Source organism: Arthrobacter sp. GQ119, assembly GCF_059759125.1.
Genome location: NZ_JCAXEA010000003.1, coordinates 85,766 through 100,660, shown reverse-complemented (window position 1 = coordinate 100,660; position 14,895 = coordinate 85,766). Strand labels below are relative to the sequence as shown.

General features: G+C 64.8%; 10 protein-coding genes and 1 tRNA gene. 1 reads left to right on the top strand and 10 read right to left on the bottom strand.

Going from position 1 to position 14,895, the window contains the following annotated elements:
* Positions 1-135 precede the first annotated feature (135 nt).
* Together AC6CH3_RS03990 and AC6CH3_RS03985 are read right to left on the bottom strand one after the other, a co-directional pair.
* The gene (locus tag AC6CH3_RS03990; protein ID WP_498131213.1) at positions 136-591 is read right to left on the bottom strand and encodes a hypothetical protein; all 456 of its coding nucleotides are present in this window, start codon (positions 589-591) and stop codon (positions 136-138) included.
* 911 nt (positions 592-1,502) lie between these two features.
* The gene (locus AC6CH3_RS03985; protein ID WP_498131367.1) at positions 1,503-3,950 is read right to left on the bottom strand and encodes a galactose oxidase-like domain-containing protein; all 2,448 of its coding nucleotides are present in this window, start codon (positions 3,948-3,950) and stop codon (positions 1,503-1,505) included.
* Between the two features lie 654 nt (positions 3,951-4,604).
* On the opposite strand from AC6CH3_RS03985, the gene AC6CH3_RS03980 reads away from it, so the two are divergent.
* Entirely contained in the window at positions 4,605-5,105 is a 501-nt protein-coding gene (locus AC6CH3_RS03980) for a hypothetical protein (protein WP_498131212.1), read from the top strand.
* Positions 5,106-5,137: 32 nt separating this feature from the next.
* On the opposite strand, the gene AC6CH3_RS03975 is transcribed toward AC6CH3_RS03980, so the two are convergent.
* The 8 genes from AC6CH3_RS03975 to bcp form a co-directional block, all read right to left on the bottom strand.
* Positions 5,138-5,560 carry a GNAT family N-acetyltransferase gene (locus AC6CH3_RS03975; protein WP_498131211.1) on the bottom strand — a complete coding sequence of 141 codons (423 nt, stop codon included), beginning with the start codon at positions 5,558-5,560 and terminating at the stop codon, positions 5,138-5,140.
* Positions 5,561-5,729: 169 nt separating this feature from the next.
* Positions 5,730-6,488 (bottom strand): phosphotransferase, encoded by a 759-nt coding sequence (locus AC6CH3_RS03970; protein ID WP_498131210.1) that lies wholly within the window; start codon positions 6,486-6,488, stop codon positions 5,730-5,732.
* Positions 6,489-6,499: 11 nt separating this feature from the next.
* Positions 6,500-9,718: an efflux RND transporter permease subunit gene (locus AC6CH3_RS03965; RefSeq protein ID WP_498131209.1), complete on the bottom strand. Its 3,219-nt coding sequence runs from the start codon at positions 9,716-9,718 to the stop codon at positions 6,500-6,502.
* Positions 9,719-9,787: 69 nt separating this feature from the next.
* Positions 9,788-11,293 (bottom strand): malate:quinone oxidoreductase, encoded by a 1,506-nt coding sequence (locus AC6CH3_RS03960; RefSeq protein WP_498131208.1) that lies wholly within the window; start codon positions 11,291-11,293, stop codon positions 9,788-9,790.
* A gap of 78 nt (positions 11,294-11,371) precedes the next feature.
* Positions 11,372-13,033, bottom strand: a complete 1,662-nt coding sequence (locus AC6CH3_RS03955; protein ID WP_498131366.1) for an ABC transporter substrate-binding protein — start codon at positions 13,031-13,033, stop codon at positions 11,372-11,374.
* Positions 13,034-13,252: 219 nt separating this feature from the next.
* Entirely contained in the window at positions 13,253-13,927 is a 675-nt protein-coding gene (locus AC6CH3_RS03950; protein WP_498131207.1) for a fasciclin domain-containing protein, read from the bottom strand.
* A 225-nt stretch (positions 13,928-14,152) separates the two neighbouring features.
* Positions 14,153-14,234, bottom strand: a tRNA-Leu gene (locus AC6CH3_RS03945).
* Between the two features lie 149 nt (positions 14,235-14,383).
* Entirely contained in the window at positions 14,384-14,866 is a 483-nt protein-coding gene (gene bcp, locus AC6CH3_RS03940) for a thioredoxin-dependent thiol peroxidase (RefSeq protein ID WP_498131206.1), read from the bottom strand.
* Between the last annotated feature and the right edge of the window lie 29 nt (positions 14,867-14,895).

The following is a 14,895-nucleotide window of genomic DNA, read 5'->3' as shown; positions in this document are numbered from 1 at the left end:
TCGCCCATCAGTCCGTCGAAATGATGCGTCCGCTCATCACAAACGTGCCGCTGTCACTTGTATAGATCGTCGCGGGAATGACACCCCGATCCTCCGCCCCAAGCCACATCAAAACGCGGTCACGGTGAACAACCGCTAATCCAGTCGCGCCCCTGGCAGGCAGTGCCCAGCCGAGAACGGGATGACCGTCGACGCGCAGATTATGCGGGGGCCGTGGACCACGCTGATGGACCTGGCAGTGTCAGCAAAACCCGAAAGCACCCTCGTTCTGGCGAACTCGGTCAATTCATCGGCTAGAGCCGCCATGAGGAATGAGGCGTGATAGGGGCCGGGGCTCTCGGGCTTGAACGTCACCAGGCACTCGGACACTTCGGCGCCGGAACCGGGTCCTGATGCCATGACAAAGTGGGTGATGACTGTCTGACCAGCCGCAGCCCAGGCCGCACGGGCGGACACACTGCTCGGCTCAATCCCCTCTGCGCCCGTGCGAGCGGCATAGGGTCCGAAGGCTTCGAGCTCGGCCGACATCCGCCCCCGCAGGGAAAGATGGCCGGAGACATCGGCCCTGCGAACATACATAGATCCGCCCATGGCGCTATTCTCCAACCGCCTCAGTGCGACGGCTATCCCTCCGTGTCTCCCCCGGCAATCGCGTACTCAGATGAGTCGCCCTGAGGGGCACAGGCCGGCGATTACTGGTTCACCTACCGGTCGCCGCAGACGCTGTTCGCCAGCACCGGACGGGAGGTGAAGGTGAACCTGGCGGTGCGTGTTTGCCGCCAAAAAAGGACGGTGCTGGGACGGACATCTGTACAAGGTTCCTGTTCCACTCGACAACCCGGTGTGGTACGAATGGGACGAGCGCAAGCAATCGTCTTGCAACTTAGGGTTGGTCCGAATATTTGGGAAGGTAAGGACTAAGGTGCTTTCACTCGGAGTTGTTCTACTAATCCTTGGTTATATTTTCAACATTGGAATCCTGATAACTATTGGGTGGATTCTGGCTGTTATCGGCCTCGTGCTTTTCGTGCTCGGTGCAATCGGACGCCCTCTTGCCGGAAGACGGTACTGGTACTAATCGCGGCCCCGCGCCGCTATAAGGACCGCGCCAGTCCTTCCCGGTATACATATTGCCTGGAGTGTAACGGGCTGGGGACGTCGCTGGGGGTCCACCAGCCGCTGTTTAGCGCGACGTGGCGATCTCGCCGCAGTCTGGGCGCTCGTAAATAAGCCACGCAATACCGACCGGTTGTGGGTCCATTAGTACGGGATCCACGGTGCAGGTGTGGTGCAGTTCGAGGACCGGGCAAGGTGACAGATGGCAGTGGCAATAACCTTTGGGGGATCTTCTGCTGGATCATAGTACTGGTGGGTCGTCCTGGATGTGGCGCATGAGTCGATAGGTGTCCTCGTCGCGAACTACGCGGGCCAGTTTGCCGACGCGGCGGCGGCCAAGGAAGCCGTCCCGGAGCTCTGCCGCGTTACGATTGACTGCCTCGGGGTTACCGGAAGATGTTGTAGCCGTTCCAGCCTGAGCCGACGATGGTTCGCGTCCCCCAGGTCCCCTTGCTGAAGGGGTAGTGGGCGAGCCTGCCGTCGGTCAGCCGGCTGATGACTCCGTGGCTTCCGCTGGTAAATGCCGACACTTTGGTGATGCTGTTGACAGTGTTCCAACCGGCGCCGACCACTTTCCTGGATTCCAAGACGAAGGCGCCGGTTCCGTTTGAGCGGTACAGCGCTAGGCTGCCGTCGCTGCGTTTGGCCAGGAGGTCCTGCCTGTCGTCCTGGTCGAAGTCCACCATGGTGAGGTAGAGGCCGCGCCAACCTGCTCCGATCCTGGTGCGTGGACTCAAGGTCTTTCCGGCGCTGTTGCTATAGTGCCAGAGAGTTCCTGCAGCGTCGTAGGCAACGATTCCCGGGTAGTTATCAGCCATGCGCCAGCGGCCGACCGTTTGGTGATAGCTGTCCCATCCAGAACCGATGGCCTGAGCCGGCGCGAACCCTCCATCATGCTTTCCGGGGTAGAAACTCAGCCGGCCGTTCCTCCATTGCGCGATGATGTCGAAGACGCCGTCGTTGTTCCAGTCGGACACGTGCCCCTTTGCCAGCCCGGACCAGCCGCCGCCGATCCTTTCCCGGGGCTGGAAGGTGCCCTGGCCGGACGCCGGGTAGTTCCACAGCACACCGTCCGGACCGGCGGCCACAATGTCAGCGGCGCTGCCGATGCTCCGGCGGGATGGAGCGGTAGCCGGCAGGGTAGCGATCTTGATCGTCTTGGCGACGCTGGGCACGCCGGTGGCGTCCATTGCAAAGAGCAGGTAGTTGCCCGGCACCAGCACGCCGGGATCCGCTGGCAGCTTCAGCGAGGCGGTGTTGCCCGAGACGGCGGTTGCGGTCAGCGGGATCCGCCTCTGGTCGGTGTTCACGGTGTGGGTCACCGTGCTCGTCCGCATTAGGGAGAACGTGGGGGTCGGCGATCCGGTGGTTACCGATATCGTGCTGCCGTGATCGGCGGCGGCCGGCGCGCTCACAATCCTCGGCCGGACGCGCGGGCTGCCGTCGGGGTTCAGCAGGTAGGGTGGCGTGAAAATCTGGCCGTCCAGATGGTTTGTGGTGCAGTTGCCGCACAGCCCGCCGCCGCCGACGAACACCCGGGCATCCGGGAGCAGCAGGGCGACGCTGTGGTACGTCCGGGGAATCGCCATCGGGGCCAAGGTAGTCCACAGCCCTGTCTTCGGGTTCCAGAGCTCTGGAGCCATCCTGGCGCCGACGTCGGTGGCGGGAGCAGGAGTGGCCTGACCGCCGGCCACGAGCACCTGGCCATCCGGCAGAGCGACCCCGTTCGCGAACGACCGGGTGAAGGCCATGTCGGCGGTTCGGGCCGCGGTAACGCCGTTGGTGATGTCGATCGTGTGCGCCCGGGCGGTGGCGGGCGTGTTCGAGTAGGCGGTCGCCCCGCCCATGGTGAGAATCTTGCCGACGTCGTACATCACGGCGTTACCATTCATCGCGTCCGCGCTGTCGGCGCGCAGACCGGCGGAGCTGATGCTGCCGGCGCCTGTGGTGGAGATCCAGTTCATCTGGCGGCTCGGCCCGGCATGGAACACCCGGCCGCCAGGGGCGGCAAACAACCAGGCGTGATTGTCCGCACGGAACTCGCCGGCGGGATCCTTGGTCAGGATGTTGTCAACCAGAACAATCGGCAGTGACCGCCAGCCGCCGGCGGCGGACCACACCTCGCCGTGCTTGTTGCCGATACCGCCGGACCATGACCCGCCGAGGGTGAACACCTCACCGGTGGAGGTGGTCACGTTGGACTGGTAGCCGCGGGCGATCTTCATGGCCGGCCCCGCGGTCCAGGTGTTAGTCCCAGGGTTGTACAGGGTGGTTTTCGTGCTGTTGCTGCCGCCGCTGACCATGATCCGGCCATCCGGCAGCATCGAAGTCCCGGGGCAGAACATGTCGTGATCGGTGTCGGCCACCTCGGTTTGGCTCACGGCGCCGGAGGTGAGGTTCAGGGTGGACGTCTGGGTGCGGCCTGTGGCGCCACCGTATGTGGTGGGGGAGTAGGCGGACCAGGTCAGCAGCTTGTTGCCGGGAAGCAGGGCCGCCGCGGCCGGGACAATCGGGAAGTTGATCGTTGGACCCCAAGATCCCGGCGACCCGCTCGCCACTGCCTGAACCGTCAGGTCCCCGCTGGTCTGCCCTATGAGGTTGATCTCCGCCGCGGTGCTCCACGGCCCGCGGTTGCCGGCCTCGGTGATGGCGCGCAGCTGGACATAGTGCGCCGATACCGCAGCGAACGTCACGCTTTTCTCGTCACTGCTGTCCGCCCAGGTGCCGCGGGCCACCGGGGTGCCCCACGTGGTGCCGTTGGTGCTGACGCGGATCTCGAAGCTGCCGATCCTCCCGTCCGGGTCGGTGGACGGGAGGTAGCGGACCCCCGAGATGGTTTTGTGACTTTGGTGTGGATCGTCAGGGTGTGCGGCAAGGGGGCAGCAGGGGCGGTCTTCTTACTGTGCCAGAAGGTGGCGGGGTCCCCGTCGAGGACGTTGGCGGCCCGGCCGCTCTCGCCGGAAATCTCCTCGTCGCTGGCCGAAACCGTCCAGCCTGCCCGTGACAACGGATCCGGGGCCTGCTCCCATGCCGCGGCCGGCAGCGCCGGGTTGTGCACATGTGATCCGTTCGCGCTCGGGGAGTCGTGGGGAGCCACCATCTGGGCATCCGTCCGGCTCCACGCCACCGATGCTCCGAGCAGTAGGGATGCGACCGCAACCGCGGATACAAGTCGAGACATCTGCGCCTCCGCCTGGATTCAATCCCCATGCATGGCGAACGCTAGTCCGGGCAGCTTGGAAAAACCTTGGACTGCACACATGGACAATGCGCAAAAGGCCCCCTGCCGCAAACCATGAAGGGGCGCAGAAAGGGACCCAAGGTCAGACAGCCAATAGAAGTTGCGCATTGCATCTCATGGCAGGAAAGGCCGGGCCGTTTCTGTCCACCCAGGTGCCGCGCGTCTTGCTGCCCACACTTGGGGACAATCCTCAGAGGTTATCCTCCGCTCCGGCGGCCAGAGGAGCCATCCGCGCTAGGCTGCGACTATGGATCATGGGGGAAAAGATAGGCAGCGCTGGGCTACATGGATAGTAGTAGCCGGATTCCTGCTCGTGGTGGGCTACGCAGTTGCCGGTGCGTTACAGGTCCTGGTGTGGAACCCTCTGGCTGCTGTACCAGGCGCCACGCTGGCCGAAATCCATGCGGTTATGGACCGGGCGAATGAATCACTTGCGGCGCCAGTGGCTCTTACCTGGGCAGCCATCGGAATATTGCTCGCTGCAGCGGTTCTGATTGCGGGGCTGAAGCATTCCATCTCGAGAAAAGCCGCTGCACGCCTCAACCTATTGCTGCTCGTGTTAGCGGCACCATCACATTGGATGGCATCCTTTCCAGCCGGGATGGGGCTCGCTGACGCCTTTGCAATTTCGGGCGGGGATCACGCGCCCTGGGGCAAGGTTCTCTATACCGTCAGCGCCATGTCGTTGGTAGCAGCGCTCGTGGTCATTTTCCGAAGTAACCGCACCCGGGACGCGCCGGCCATCTGACTTTCCCGAGTCAGACGATTCCAAGCTCCGCCCTACGTCAACGTCTTCCTCATGGCCACCCGTTCCCACCCGCCCAAACCACGGGCAGTCTCCGCCTGCATGATCCGGCGCATATTTTCCGACCACTCGTGCTCAGGTAGCAGTACGAAGCCCAGACGCGCGTAGTAAGGGGCGTTCCACGGGACATCTCTGAAGGTCGTCAACGTCATCCCCGTGAGTCCGCGTGCGACAGCCCAGCGGGCCATCTCATCGACGAGTCCCCGGCCAACGCCGTTCCGGGCATGATCAGGGTGGACAGTCACCTGGTCGATGTGGGCATCCCGGTCAACAATGTCAACCAGAATGTAAGCAACCGCCTGGTCTGCGGAATCGGTTGCGACCCAAGCCCTCCCGTCCCGTTCATAGACGGCCAGAGTGTCCAGTGACGGCGGTGCATCGTCTGCGACAGCGTCCATCCCGATCGTACGGAAGGCTGCCCCCGCCTCAATTTCAATCGCCTGCAATCGAGGGAGGTCGTCGGTTCTCGCTGCTCTCATCACAGGTCCAGTATCGTCCCGCGTGGCCCCTGTACAGCCACGCCAGCTTCTAAAACCCGTCGTGTTGACGGGACCCTCTGTGGGACGTCTACTCCAATCGGGACAGGGCGCGCTCCCAGGCCGCTTGGTTTCGGGTGACGTAATCGGCGGCGAGACGCCAGTGCTCGCCGTGCCCGTTCGAATACATCTCGGCCCACGGCTGGAATCCGCTCTCGCTGGAGGAGCGCAAGAGTTCGAACATCGCCGCAGTCCGTTCCGACATGGCGGCCGGCAGCGCCTCCCGCAGGGCGTCGTCTGCACCGTACCCGTCCACGAGAGCACGGAGCCTCGCGGCAGCGGATTCGACGGCTTGCCCGGCGATGAGCATGCCGAATGACTGCGCGGCGTAGGCCAGATCCCACAGCCGCGTACTCGGCCCTGCCCCATCCCAATCAATGAAGACCCAGCGATCTCCCATGATGAGGTTCCAGGGCGCGAGATCGTTATGGCACATCAGGTTCGGATTCTCCGCCGGCAGCAGCATTCTCCAGCCGTCGGGGTCCGGAATCGGAACGACTTCGCTGGCATCGTGGATGCGGCGGATCATCCTGCCCACCCGCAGCAAATCGTCGTGCCCAAGCGGCATGTGATCCAGCGCCAGCCTGCCTTCCACGAACTCGATCACATGGCGCCCCTGCTCGTCGCGGCCCAGCGGTTCGGGGGCATCCACGCCACGCGCTCGGAGCACGCCAACATAGCTCTGTACGGCCGCGCTGCTATCGATCCAGGGTTTGCGCACGGTGTCACCGACCCGTACAACTTTGCCTGACGCGTTGCCTCCGGCCAGCTCTGTCTCTTCCTCACCCATCCCGGCAGGACCTACTCGGGGGCGCCGGGGGCGGCTCGGCGGCCGCTGGTCCTGGGGATCATGCCCGTGGTCCAGTCGGCGAATTCGGCATCGACGTCGTCGGCAGGAGCGAAGCCCGGGCGCTCCTTCAGCTCGCGCAGCATTGTCTTTTTCTCGCGGCGCCCCTCCACCAGCCGGTACAGCACGGGGACGAGCACGAGCGTCAGGGCCGTGGAGGACACCAGGCCACCGATGACTACAATGGCCAGCGGCTGCGAGATGAACCCGCCGCCGCCCGTGAATCCAAGCGCCATGGGCGTCAGCGCAAACACGGTTGCCAAGGCAGTCATGAGGATCGGGCGAAGGCGCTGCCGGGCTCCGTGGGTGATGGCATCGGCGACGTTCATGGCCGGCCTGCCCGCCCGCGGTTTCCGGTACTGGTTGATCAGGTCAATCAGCACGATCGCGTTGGTCACCACAATGCCCACCAGCATCAGCATGCCGATGAGTGCCGGCAGTCCCAGCGGAACCCCGGAGGCGAGGAGCAGTGCAACGGCGCCGGTGCCCGCAAACGGAACCGAGACCAGGAGGATCAGCGGCTGGACCAGGGACTTGAACGCGGCCACCATGATCACATACACGATGGCGATGGCGGCGAGCAGGGCGAGCCCGAGCTGTCGGAAGGACTCAGCCTGCTGGGTGGTGGCGCCGCCAATTTCGGCGGTGACCCCCGCCGGGAGCTGCACGGTCTTCAGCCGGTTCTGGACCTCGGTGCTCACCGCACCCAGGTTGGCGCCCGACGGCGTGACGGAGACTTTCGCTGTACGCTGGCCGTTGCTTGAGGTAATGGAGACCGGCACGTCAACCTGCTCGACGGCAGCGACGCTGCCCAGCGGCACAGGGCCGCCGGCAGCGGGAAGGGGGATGGCACGGACCGCCGCGATGCTCGTGAAGCGGGTGCCCTCGCCGATGCGGACGGGGAAGTCGTCCGCTTCGATGCGCACGGTGCCCGCCGGGACAGGGCTGACGGTGGCTGCCAGAACACCGGCCACCTGTTCCTCGTTCAGGCCCGCAGCCACTGCCTTGGCCCGGTCCACCTTCACCTGGACCACGGGCTGGCTGGCCGCCAGGTTGGTGGTTACCTCCGTGCTGCCGGGGACACCGGTCATGGCGGCGACCATGGCGTCGCTGGCTTTCCTGAGATCCGCCGACGTCGCGGCCCTCAGCGTGATGTCCACGGTGGATGATGTGCCGAAGCCGCCCTGCTGGGCGCCCACGGAAACCTTGCCTGCCCCGCTGACCTTTGACAGCTCCGTCCGGACGGTCTGCTGCAGGTCGGCCTGCTTGGCCGCCTCGTCGGTGACCACCGTGAAGGTGGAGTTCGATGCGCCGGAGGAGGTGAGCGCCGTAAAGCCGGCCTGTGCGTTGCCGGAGGTCACCTGGACGTCCTTGATGCCGTCGATGCCGAGCAGTACTCCTTCGAGTTTTTGCGCCGCCGCACTTGTGTCTTCGAGGCTGGTGCCGGCGGGAAGCTCCTGCTTCACCGTCATGCTGTTCTCGCCGGAGCGGCCCAGGAGGTCCGTGGCCAGCAGGGGAGTCATGGCGGCGGTTCCGCCCAGCACCAGAACGGCCGCCACCAGCGTCACCACCGGGTGCTTCTGGGTCTTGGTCAGCACCGGCAGGTACCCGCGCTGCAGGAGGCTGCGCTGCTCCGCCTCATGGGCTTTGGCCTCTATCTCGGGGGCCGGCTGCGGGGCCGTCCCAGGGCCGCGTGCTTCGGCGGGGGCCTTGAGGAACCAGTAGGCCAGGACTGGAACGATCGTCAGCGACACCAGCAGCGATGACAGCAGCGCGATGGTGACGGTCAGCGCGAACGGACGGAACAGCTCGCCCGCAAGGCCGGCCACGAAGGCGATGGGCAGGAACACTGCCACCGTGGTCAGCGTCGATGCGGTGATCGCCCCCGCCACTTCTCGAATGGAGGTGAGAATAGCCGTGAGCTTGCGCTCGCCGTAGCTGAGGTGCCGTTTGATGTTTTCGATCACCACGATGGAGTCATCCACCACCCGGCCGATGGCGATGGTGAGCGCACCCAGGGTGAGGATGTTCAGCGAATAGCCGGTGGCCGAGAGCCCGATGAACGTGATCAGCAGGGACAGCGGAATGGACACGGCCGTAACCAGCGTGGAGCGGACCGACATGAGGAACACGAGGATGACGGCTACGGCGAAGCCCAGCCCCAGCAGGCCTTCCGTGGTGAGGTCCTTGATGGACTTCTCGATGAAGGGTGCCTGGTCGAAGACCGGCGTGAATTTGGCGTTGGAACCGAGCTCCGCCTCCAGCTGCGGGAGGGAGTCCTTGACCGCGTGGGAAATGGCCACGGTGTCGCCCTCGGGCTTTTTGGTGACTGAGACGGCAAGGGTTTCCTTGCCGTTGGTCCGGGTGATGGAGGTCCGCGCATCGTCCCTGATGCTGACGTCAGCCACGGAACCGATGGTGGCGCCGCCCTTCACGCCGCCGAGCGGCAGGGCCTTCACGGCGGTGACGGAGTCCACGGGGCTCCCGACCTGCAGGGACAGGCTCTGGCCCTTTTCCTCAATGGTTCCTGCCGGGATGAGGTCGCCGTTGTTGGTCAGCGCATTGCGGATGGACTGGATGGTCGCCCCGCTGGAGGCCATGCTGGCCGGCCGCGGCAGGACGAGGATGTGCTGGCTGGCGCCGCCCGTCACCTCGGCGCCACGGACGCCGTCGAGCTTTTGAAGCTTTGGGACCGTCAGCCGCTGAAGGTCGGTGTTCAGTTCGCCGAGCGGCTTGTCGGAGGAGACAGCCAGAAACACGATGGGGAAGTCGCTGATGCTGCCCGCGATGGCCTGCGGCTGCACATCCTCCGGGAGCGTGCGCTTGGCATTGGAAATGGCACGGTCGATCTGGTTGCGTGCACGGTCAAGGTCGGACCCGTACTCGAACACCATGCTGACCTGCGACGTGCCGTTCCGCGAGGTGGAGGAGGTCGATTCGAGGCCCTCGACACTGTTCAGGGCGGTTTCCAGCGGCCTGCTGACCTGCTTGTCCACGACTTCCGGCGACGCCCCCGGCATCGACGTGATCACCGTGATCCGCGGGAACTCAACGGAAGGGATGAGCTCCTGCTTGAGGGAGGACATGGTGATCACGCCGAACACCGAGGCAAAGACGGTGATGAGCGCGATCAGCGCACGGTTGCCGAGGGAAAGACTGGCCAGCCGGAACATCGCTTGGTCTCCTGGAAGGGTTGACGGACTGTTGCCTGTGGTGGAGCCTGCCGCAACCCGGACAGGGTCCTAGCGCTGCACGGCAGGCGCCACGTCAAGCTGGAGTGCCTTGGCCGTGGACTTTTCAAGTTCCGCGGCCAGCTCCGGGTTGTCATTGAGCTTGACGCCGTAGCCCGGCATCATCTCCTTGAGCTTGGACTGCCAGCCCTTGAAGTTCTTCGGGAAGGACTTCTGCAGCAGCTCGATCATGATGGGCACGGCCGTGGAGGCGCCCGGCGACGCGCCCAGCAGGGCACCGATGGAGCCGTCCCGTGCGGCAATCACCTCGGTGCCGAACTGCAGGATGCCGCCCTTCTTGGGATCCTTCTTGATGATCTGCACACGCTGGCCGGCCGTGATGAGCTCCCAGTCGCCGTCCTTGGCTTCGGGGTAGTACTCGCGGAGCGCCTCGACCTTGGCTCCGTGGCGCTTGGCGACCTCCTTGACCAGGTAGGCGGTCAGGTCCATGTTGTCCTTGGCAACGGCAAGCATCGGGACGATGTTGCCGGGACGGATGGACAGCGGGAGGTCCAGCCAGCTGCTGCTCTTCAGGAAGTTCGTGGAGAATCCGGCGTACGGGCCGAACAGGAGGGAGCGTTTGCCGCCCACGTAGCGGGTGTCCAGGTGCGGAACGGACATGGGCGGGGCACCGACGGAGGCCTGGCCGTAGACCTTCGCGTTGTGCTGGGTGGCGAGGGACTGGTCCGTGCAGCGGAAGAACTGGCCCGAAACGGGGAATCCGCCGTAGCCCTTGCTCTCCGGGATCCCGGACGCCTGGAGCAGGTGCAGGGCGCCGCCTCCGGCGCCGACAAAAACGAACTTGGCGTGGATCCTGCCGCGTTCCCCGGAAGCCGGGTGCTTGAGCGAAAGGTCCCAGCCGCCGTCGGACGCTTTTTTGATGTCTGAAACGTCGTGGCCGTAGTTGATCTCGACGCCGTTGTTCCCCAGGTAAGCGGTCAGCTCGCGGGTCAGCGCCCCGAAATCGACGTCGGTGCCCTCGGCGGCGCGGGTGGCGGCGATGCGCGCATTGCGGTCGCGGCCCTTGACGATGAGCGGTGCCCACTTGCCGATCTGGGCGTAGTCCTCCGAGTACTCCATGCTGCGGAACAGCGGATGCTGCTTCAGCGCGTCATAGCGGGCCTTGAGGAAGTTGCAGTTGTCCTCGCCGATCACGAAGCTCATGTGCGGGACGGTGTTGATGAAGCCCTTGGGGGATCCGATCAGGGAGTTGGTCACGAGGTGGGACCAGAACTGGCGGGACAGCTGGAACTGCTCGTTGATGTGCAGTGCCTTGGCGGGGTTGACCGAGCCGTCTTTGGCTGCGGGCGAATAGTTGAGTTCACACAGGGCGGCATGTCCGGTGCCGGCGTTGTTCCAGGGACCCGAGCTCTCAAGGCCTGCTTCGTCGAGGCGCTCGAACAGGGAGATGGTCCAGTTGGGTTCGAGCTGCTTGATGAACGCACCCAGGGTGGCGCTCATGATGCCGCCGCCAATCAGTACGACGTCGGCATGTTGGGTCTTGGAAATGAAGGTCACAATCAGTCTCCGATAGCAGCGGCTCTGGCTGTCACAGAATATCCCGCACCGGTTACTAACTGAAATTGTCCCCGTCCGTCAAGGCTTTAGTTGGACCTTGGTGAAAACTTCATTTAAGACCGGCGACGCGGGGTAGCTGATGACGCGGTCGGAGAGGGCCAGCGCCGAAATGGGAAACGCGATAGGCACCGCCGGCACCGTTTCGGCGATCTGGGCGTTGATGGTCTGGTACTGCTCCGTCCGCTCCTTGCCGTCGGGCAGGCCGCGGGCACGGTCGATCTTGGAGAAGACCTGAGGGTCCTGATACCCGAATTCGCCGTTTTTCTGGCCGAACAGCGGACCCAGGAAGTTGTCCGCGTCGGAGTAGAACCCGTTCCAGCCGAGCAGGTGGAAGGCATGGTCCCCCGGGGACTGGACCTTCTGCAGGTAGCCGTCCGCCCAGTCCACCGGAACCGGCCTGATGTTAAAGCCCACGGCTGTGAGCTGCCGGCTGATCTCGGCATAGACCTTCTCCGGGGTGGGGAGGTATGGCCGGGTGACATTCGTTGGATAGTAAAACTTGAGCGGCTGGCCCTTGTAGCCTGCCTCGGCGAGCAGTTCCTCGGCCTTGGCGGGGTCGTACCCCAGGGCCGGGGCGTTGTTGTTGAATCCGCTGAGCTTGGGCGGGACGAACTGGGACGCCTGCGCCGTGTTGTCGATGAAGAACCGGCGGATCAGCGTGTCCTTGTCGATGGCCAGCTCGACCGCCTGCCGGACCTTGAGGTCCTCCAGCACGGGAATGGCCTGGTTCATGCCCAGGTACATCACCGAGAACGGGTCACGCTGGACGATCTGCTTTCCGCGCTTGACGAGCTGGTCGAAGTTCCCCACCGTCACGGCATCGTAGCCGTCGATCTTGCCGTCGATCAGGGCCTGGAGCCGTGTCTGCGGATGGTTGTACGTGATGAAGTTGATGGTGCCGATCTGGCCGCGGTCACCCCAATAGTCCTTGTTGCTGAGCAGCGTGACGCCGGCGCTGTCCCAGGACGCGAAGCGGTACGGTCCGGTGCCGACCGGATGGGTGGCGTAGGCGGACACCGCCTGGCTGCCGCGCCTTTCGCTGAGCACATCGGCGCGCCCCGCGGCGAGCGCCTTGGGCGAGGAAATAGCGAAAGCCGGCAGGGTCAGGGCCTGGAGGAAGCCGGTAAAACGCTCCGTGAGGTCAATCCTCACCAGGAGCGACGACAGCGCCGTGCAGGCCTTGAAAACGGAGAGGCTCGCCTCGTCCGAGTGTTCCTTGAACACTCCCTTGAAACTGCTGCCCGGCGCCTGCTGCCGGAGCGCTGCCGGGAAGTTGAACCAGCGCTCGAAGTTGCTGCAGACGGCTGCTGCGTTGAAGGGGGAGCCATCGTGGAACTTCACCCCGGAGCGAAGGGTGAAGGTGTAGGAGCGGCCGTCCGGAGATGCTGTCCATTCAGTGGCGAGCAGCGGTGTCGGTTCCCCGGTGGTCTGGTTGACGCCGACCAGTCCTTCGAGGATCTGGCGTGTTATGCGCTGGGATTCGATGTCGTTGGCGAGTGCCGGGTCAAGGCCCAGGGGCGGCGCGGCCGTGCCGAAGTTGAACGTGGCTGTCGGGCTGCTGGCCGTGGGTGTGGCGGCGGGAGCCGCGGACGACGGCGGCGGGGCCGCTTCCCCCGTGCAGGATGTTAGTGACAGGCCCAGGAGAACGGCGCCGGTCTTAATGGCCGTGCGTCGCGTCATACTGCTGGGCACTGGATTATCACCTCTGGGCTGCTGGACTGCCGGGCTGCGGCAATGGGCGGCTGCGGTCTGCTGGCCCGGTGTCCAGTCTAAATGACGGACGGGGTGGCCGGAGCGCGGCAAAGCCGTGGCCCGCACGCGAGGGTGCGGACCACGGCTTCCCGTCCCCGACGGAATCCCAGATCCCGCCGGAGGCTTCAGCAGTGGCTTCAGCGGAGGCTACTTGGGCATCAGCACCGAGTCCACCAGGTACACCGTGGCGTTGGCGGTCTGGACTCCGCCGCAGATCACGTTGGCGCCGTCGACCTTCAGCGCGTCCTTGGTGCCGGTCACATTGACGGATCCGCCCTGGACCGTCTTGTGGGTGCCGACGATCTTGTCCGGCGTGACCTGGCCGGGAACAACGTGGTAGGTCAGGATCTTGCTCAGGAGCGCGTCGTCCTTCTTGAGGGTCTCAATCGTGGCGGCGTCAATCTTCGCGAACGCGTCATCGACGGGCGCGAAGACCGTGAACTCGCTGCCGTTCAGGGTGTCCACCAGGTTGACCTTCGGGTTCAGCTTGCCGGACACGGCGGCCGTGAGGGTCTTCAGGAGCGGGTTGTTCGAGGCGGCGACAGCGACAGGGTCAAGTGCCATGCCCGAAACTGATCCCGCGCCGCTGGGGACCTGCTCGGCGTACGCGGCGCAGCCGGGACCGGCGAGGTTCGCTGCCGGATCCATTGCTGCAGAGCTGGTCTCCGCCGGGGAGGGCGCCATGCTGGAAGCGGACGGCTCGGCCGCCGCTGGCGAGGAGCTGGGTGCCGTCGTCGCGGAACCGCCGCACGCGGTGAGGCTCAGCAGGGCTGCAGCTGCGACGCCTGCGACGGTGAAAGTGGTGCGCTTGAAGGACTGCATTGTGATTCTCCTTGGTTGTGCCGATCGTTGCCGGCAGGAATCGATTCCGATCCCCGCATGTGGCCCTATTGCGACTGCGTGGACACCGACCCTTGGCTGGTGTCTCACTGGGTATTCGTCCGCAGGGAGGCGGCGGATGGGTGGACCGTCAGAAACTTTTAAACGGGAGGAGCCCCGGACCAGTTGGTCCGGGGCTCCACCCGTGTTCAGCGTGCTGTTCTCTTGTGCGCAAGGGGGGACTTGAACCCCCACGCCCGAAGGCACAGGAACCTAAATCCTGCGTGTCTGCCAATTTCACCACTCGCGCGCGGCTCCGCCTTCGGCCTTCTCAACAACAGAAAACCTACGACGGCGATCGCCAGCCTTCATTGTACCGTCAGCGGGCGGGCCCCGGGTCAGCGGCGCCCCCGGCAGCGGCCGTGCGGTGAATTGCCGCTCCCGTCGTTGCGGTCTGGCTCAGCTGCCGCTTTCCGCCAGCTGCAGGTCCCGGCGCAGCTTGGCCACATGGCCGGTGGCCCGGACGTTGTACTGCGCCAGTGCCACCTTGCCGTCCGGATCCACGACGACGGTGGAGCGAATCAGGCCCTCGTACGTCCGGCCATAGTTCTTCTTTTCACCCCACGCTGCATAGGCCTCCGCCACCGCGTGGCTATCGTCCGACAGCAGGGGGAAGGTCAGGCCCTCCTTTTCGGCGAAGGCAGCAAGCTTGCTAACGGGATCCGGAGAGATCCCCAGAACCTCGTAGCCGGCAGACTGCAGGGACGCCAGGCTGTCCCGGAAGTCGCACGCCTGCTTCGTGCAGCCGGGCGTGGCCGCAGCCGGATAGAAGTAGACGATAGTGTGGCGGCCCCTGTAACCGCTGAGGCTGACGTCTGCTCCCTCGGAATTTTTCAGTGTGAAATCCGGGGCGACGTCGCCGGGATTGAGTCGTTCAGCCAAAATATTCTCCTTGTTTTCATGCGTGACAT

Excerpts from the sequence above, each read along its gene's own strand:
- AC6CH3_RS03990 (WP_498131213.1), bottom strand. The coding sequence starts at position 591 with ATGGGCGGATCTATGTATGTTCGCAGGGCCGATGTCTCCGGCCATCTT.
- AC6CH3_RS03975 (WP_498131211.1), bottom strand. The coding sequence starts at position 5,560 with ATGGACGCTGTCGCAGACGATGCACCGCCGTCACTGGACACTCTGGCC.
- AC6CH3_RS03970 (WP_498131210.1), bottom strand. The coding sequence starts at position 6,488 with ATGGGTGAGGAAGAGACAGAGCTGGCCGGAGGCAACGCGTCAGGCAAA.
- AC6CH3_RS03955 (WP_498131366.1), bottom strand. The coding sequence starts at position 13,033 with ATGACGCGACGCACGGCCATTAAGACCGGCGCCGTTCTCCTGGGCCTG.
- AC6CH3_RS03950 (WP_498131207.1), bottom strand. The coding sequence starts at position 13,927 with ATGCAGTCCTTCAAGCGCACCACTTTCACCGTCGCAGGCGTCGCAGCT.
- AC6CH3_RS03980 (WP_498131212.1), top strand. The coding sequence starts at position 4,605 with ATGGATCATGGGGGAAAAGATAGGCAGCGCTGGGCTACATGGATAGTA.
- AC6CH3_RS03965 (WP_498131209.1), bottom strand. The coding sequence starts at position 9,718 with ATGTTCCGGCTGGCCAGTCTTTCCCTCGGCAACCGTGCGCTGATCGCG.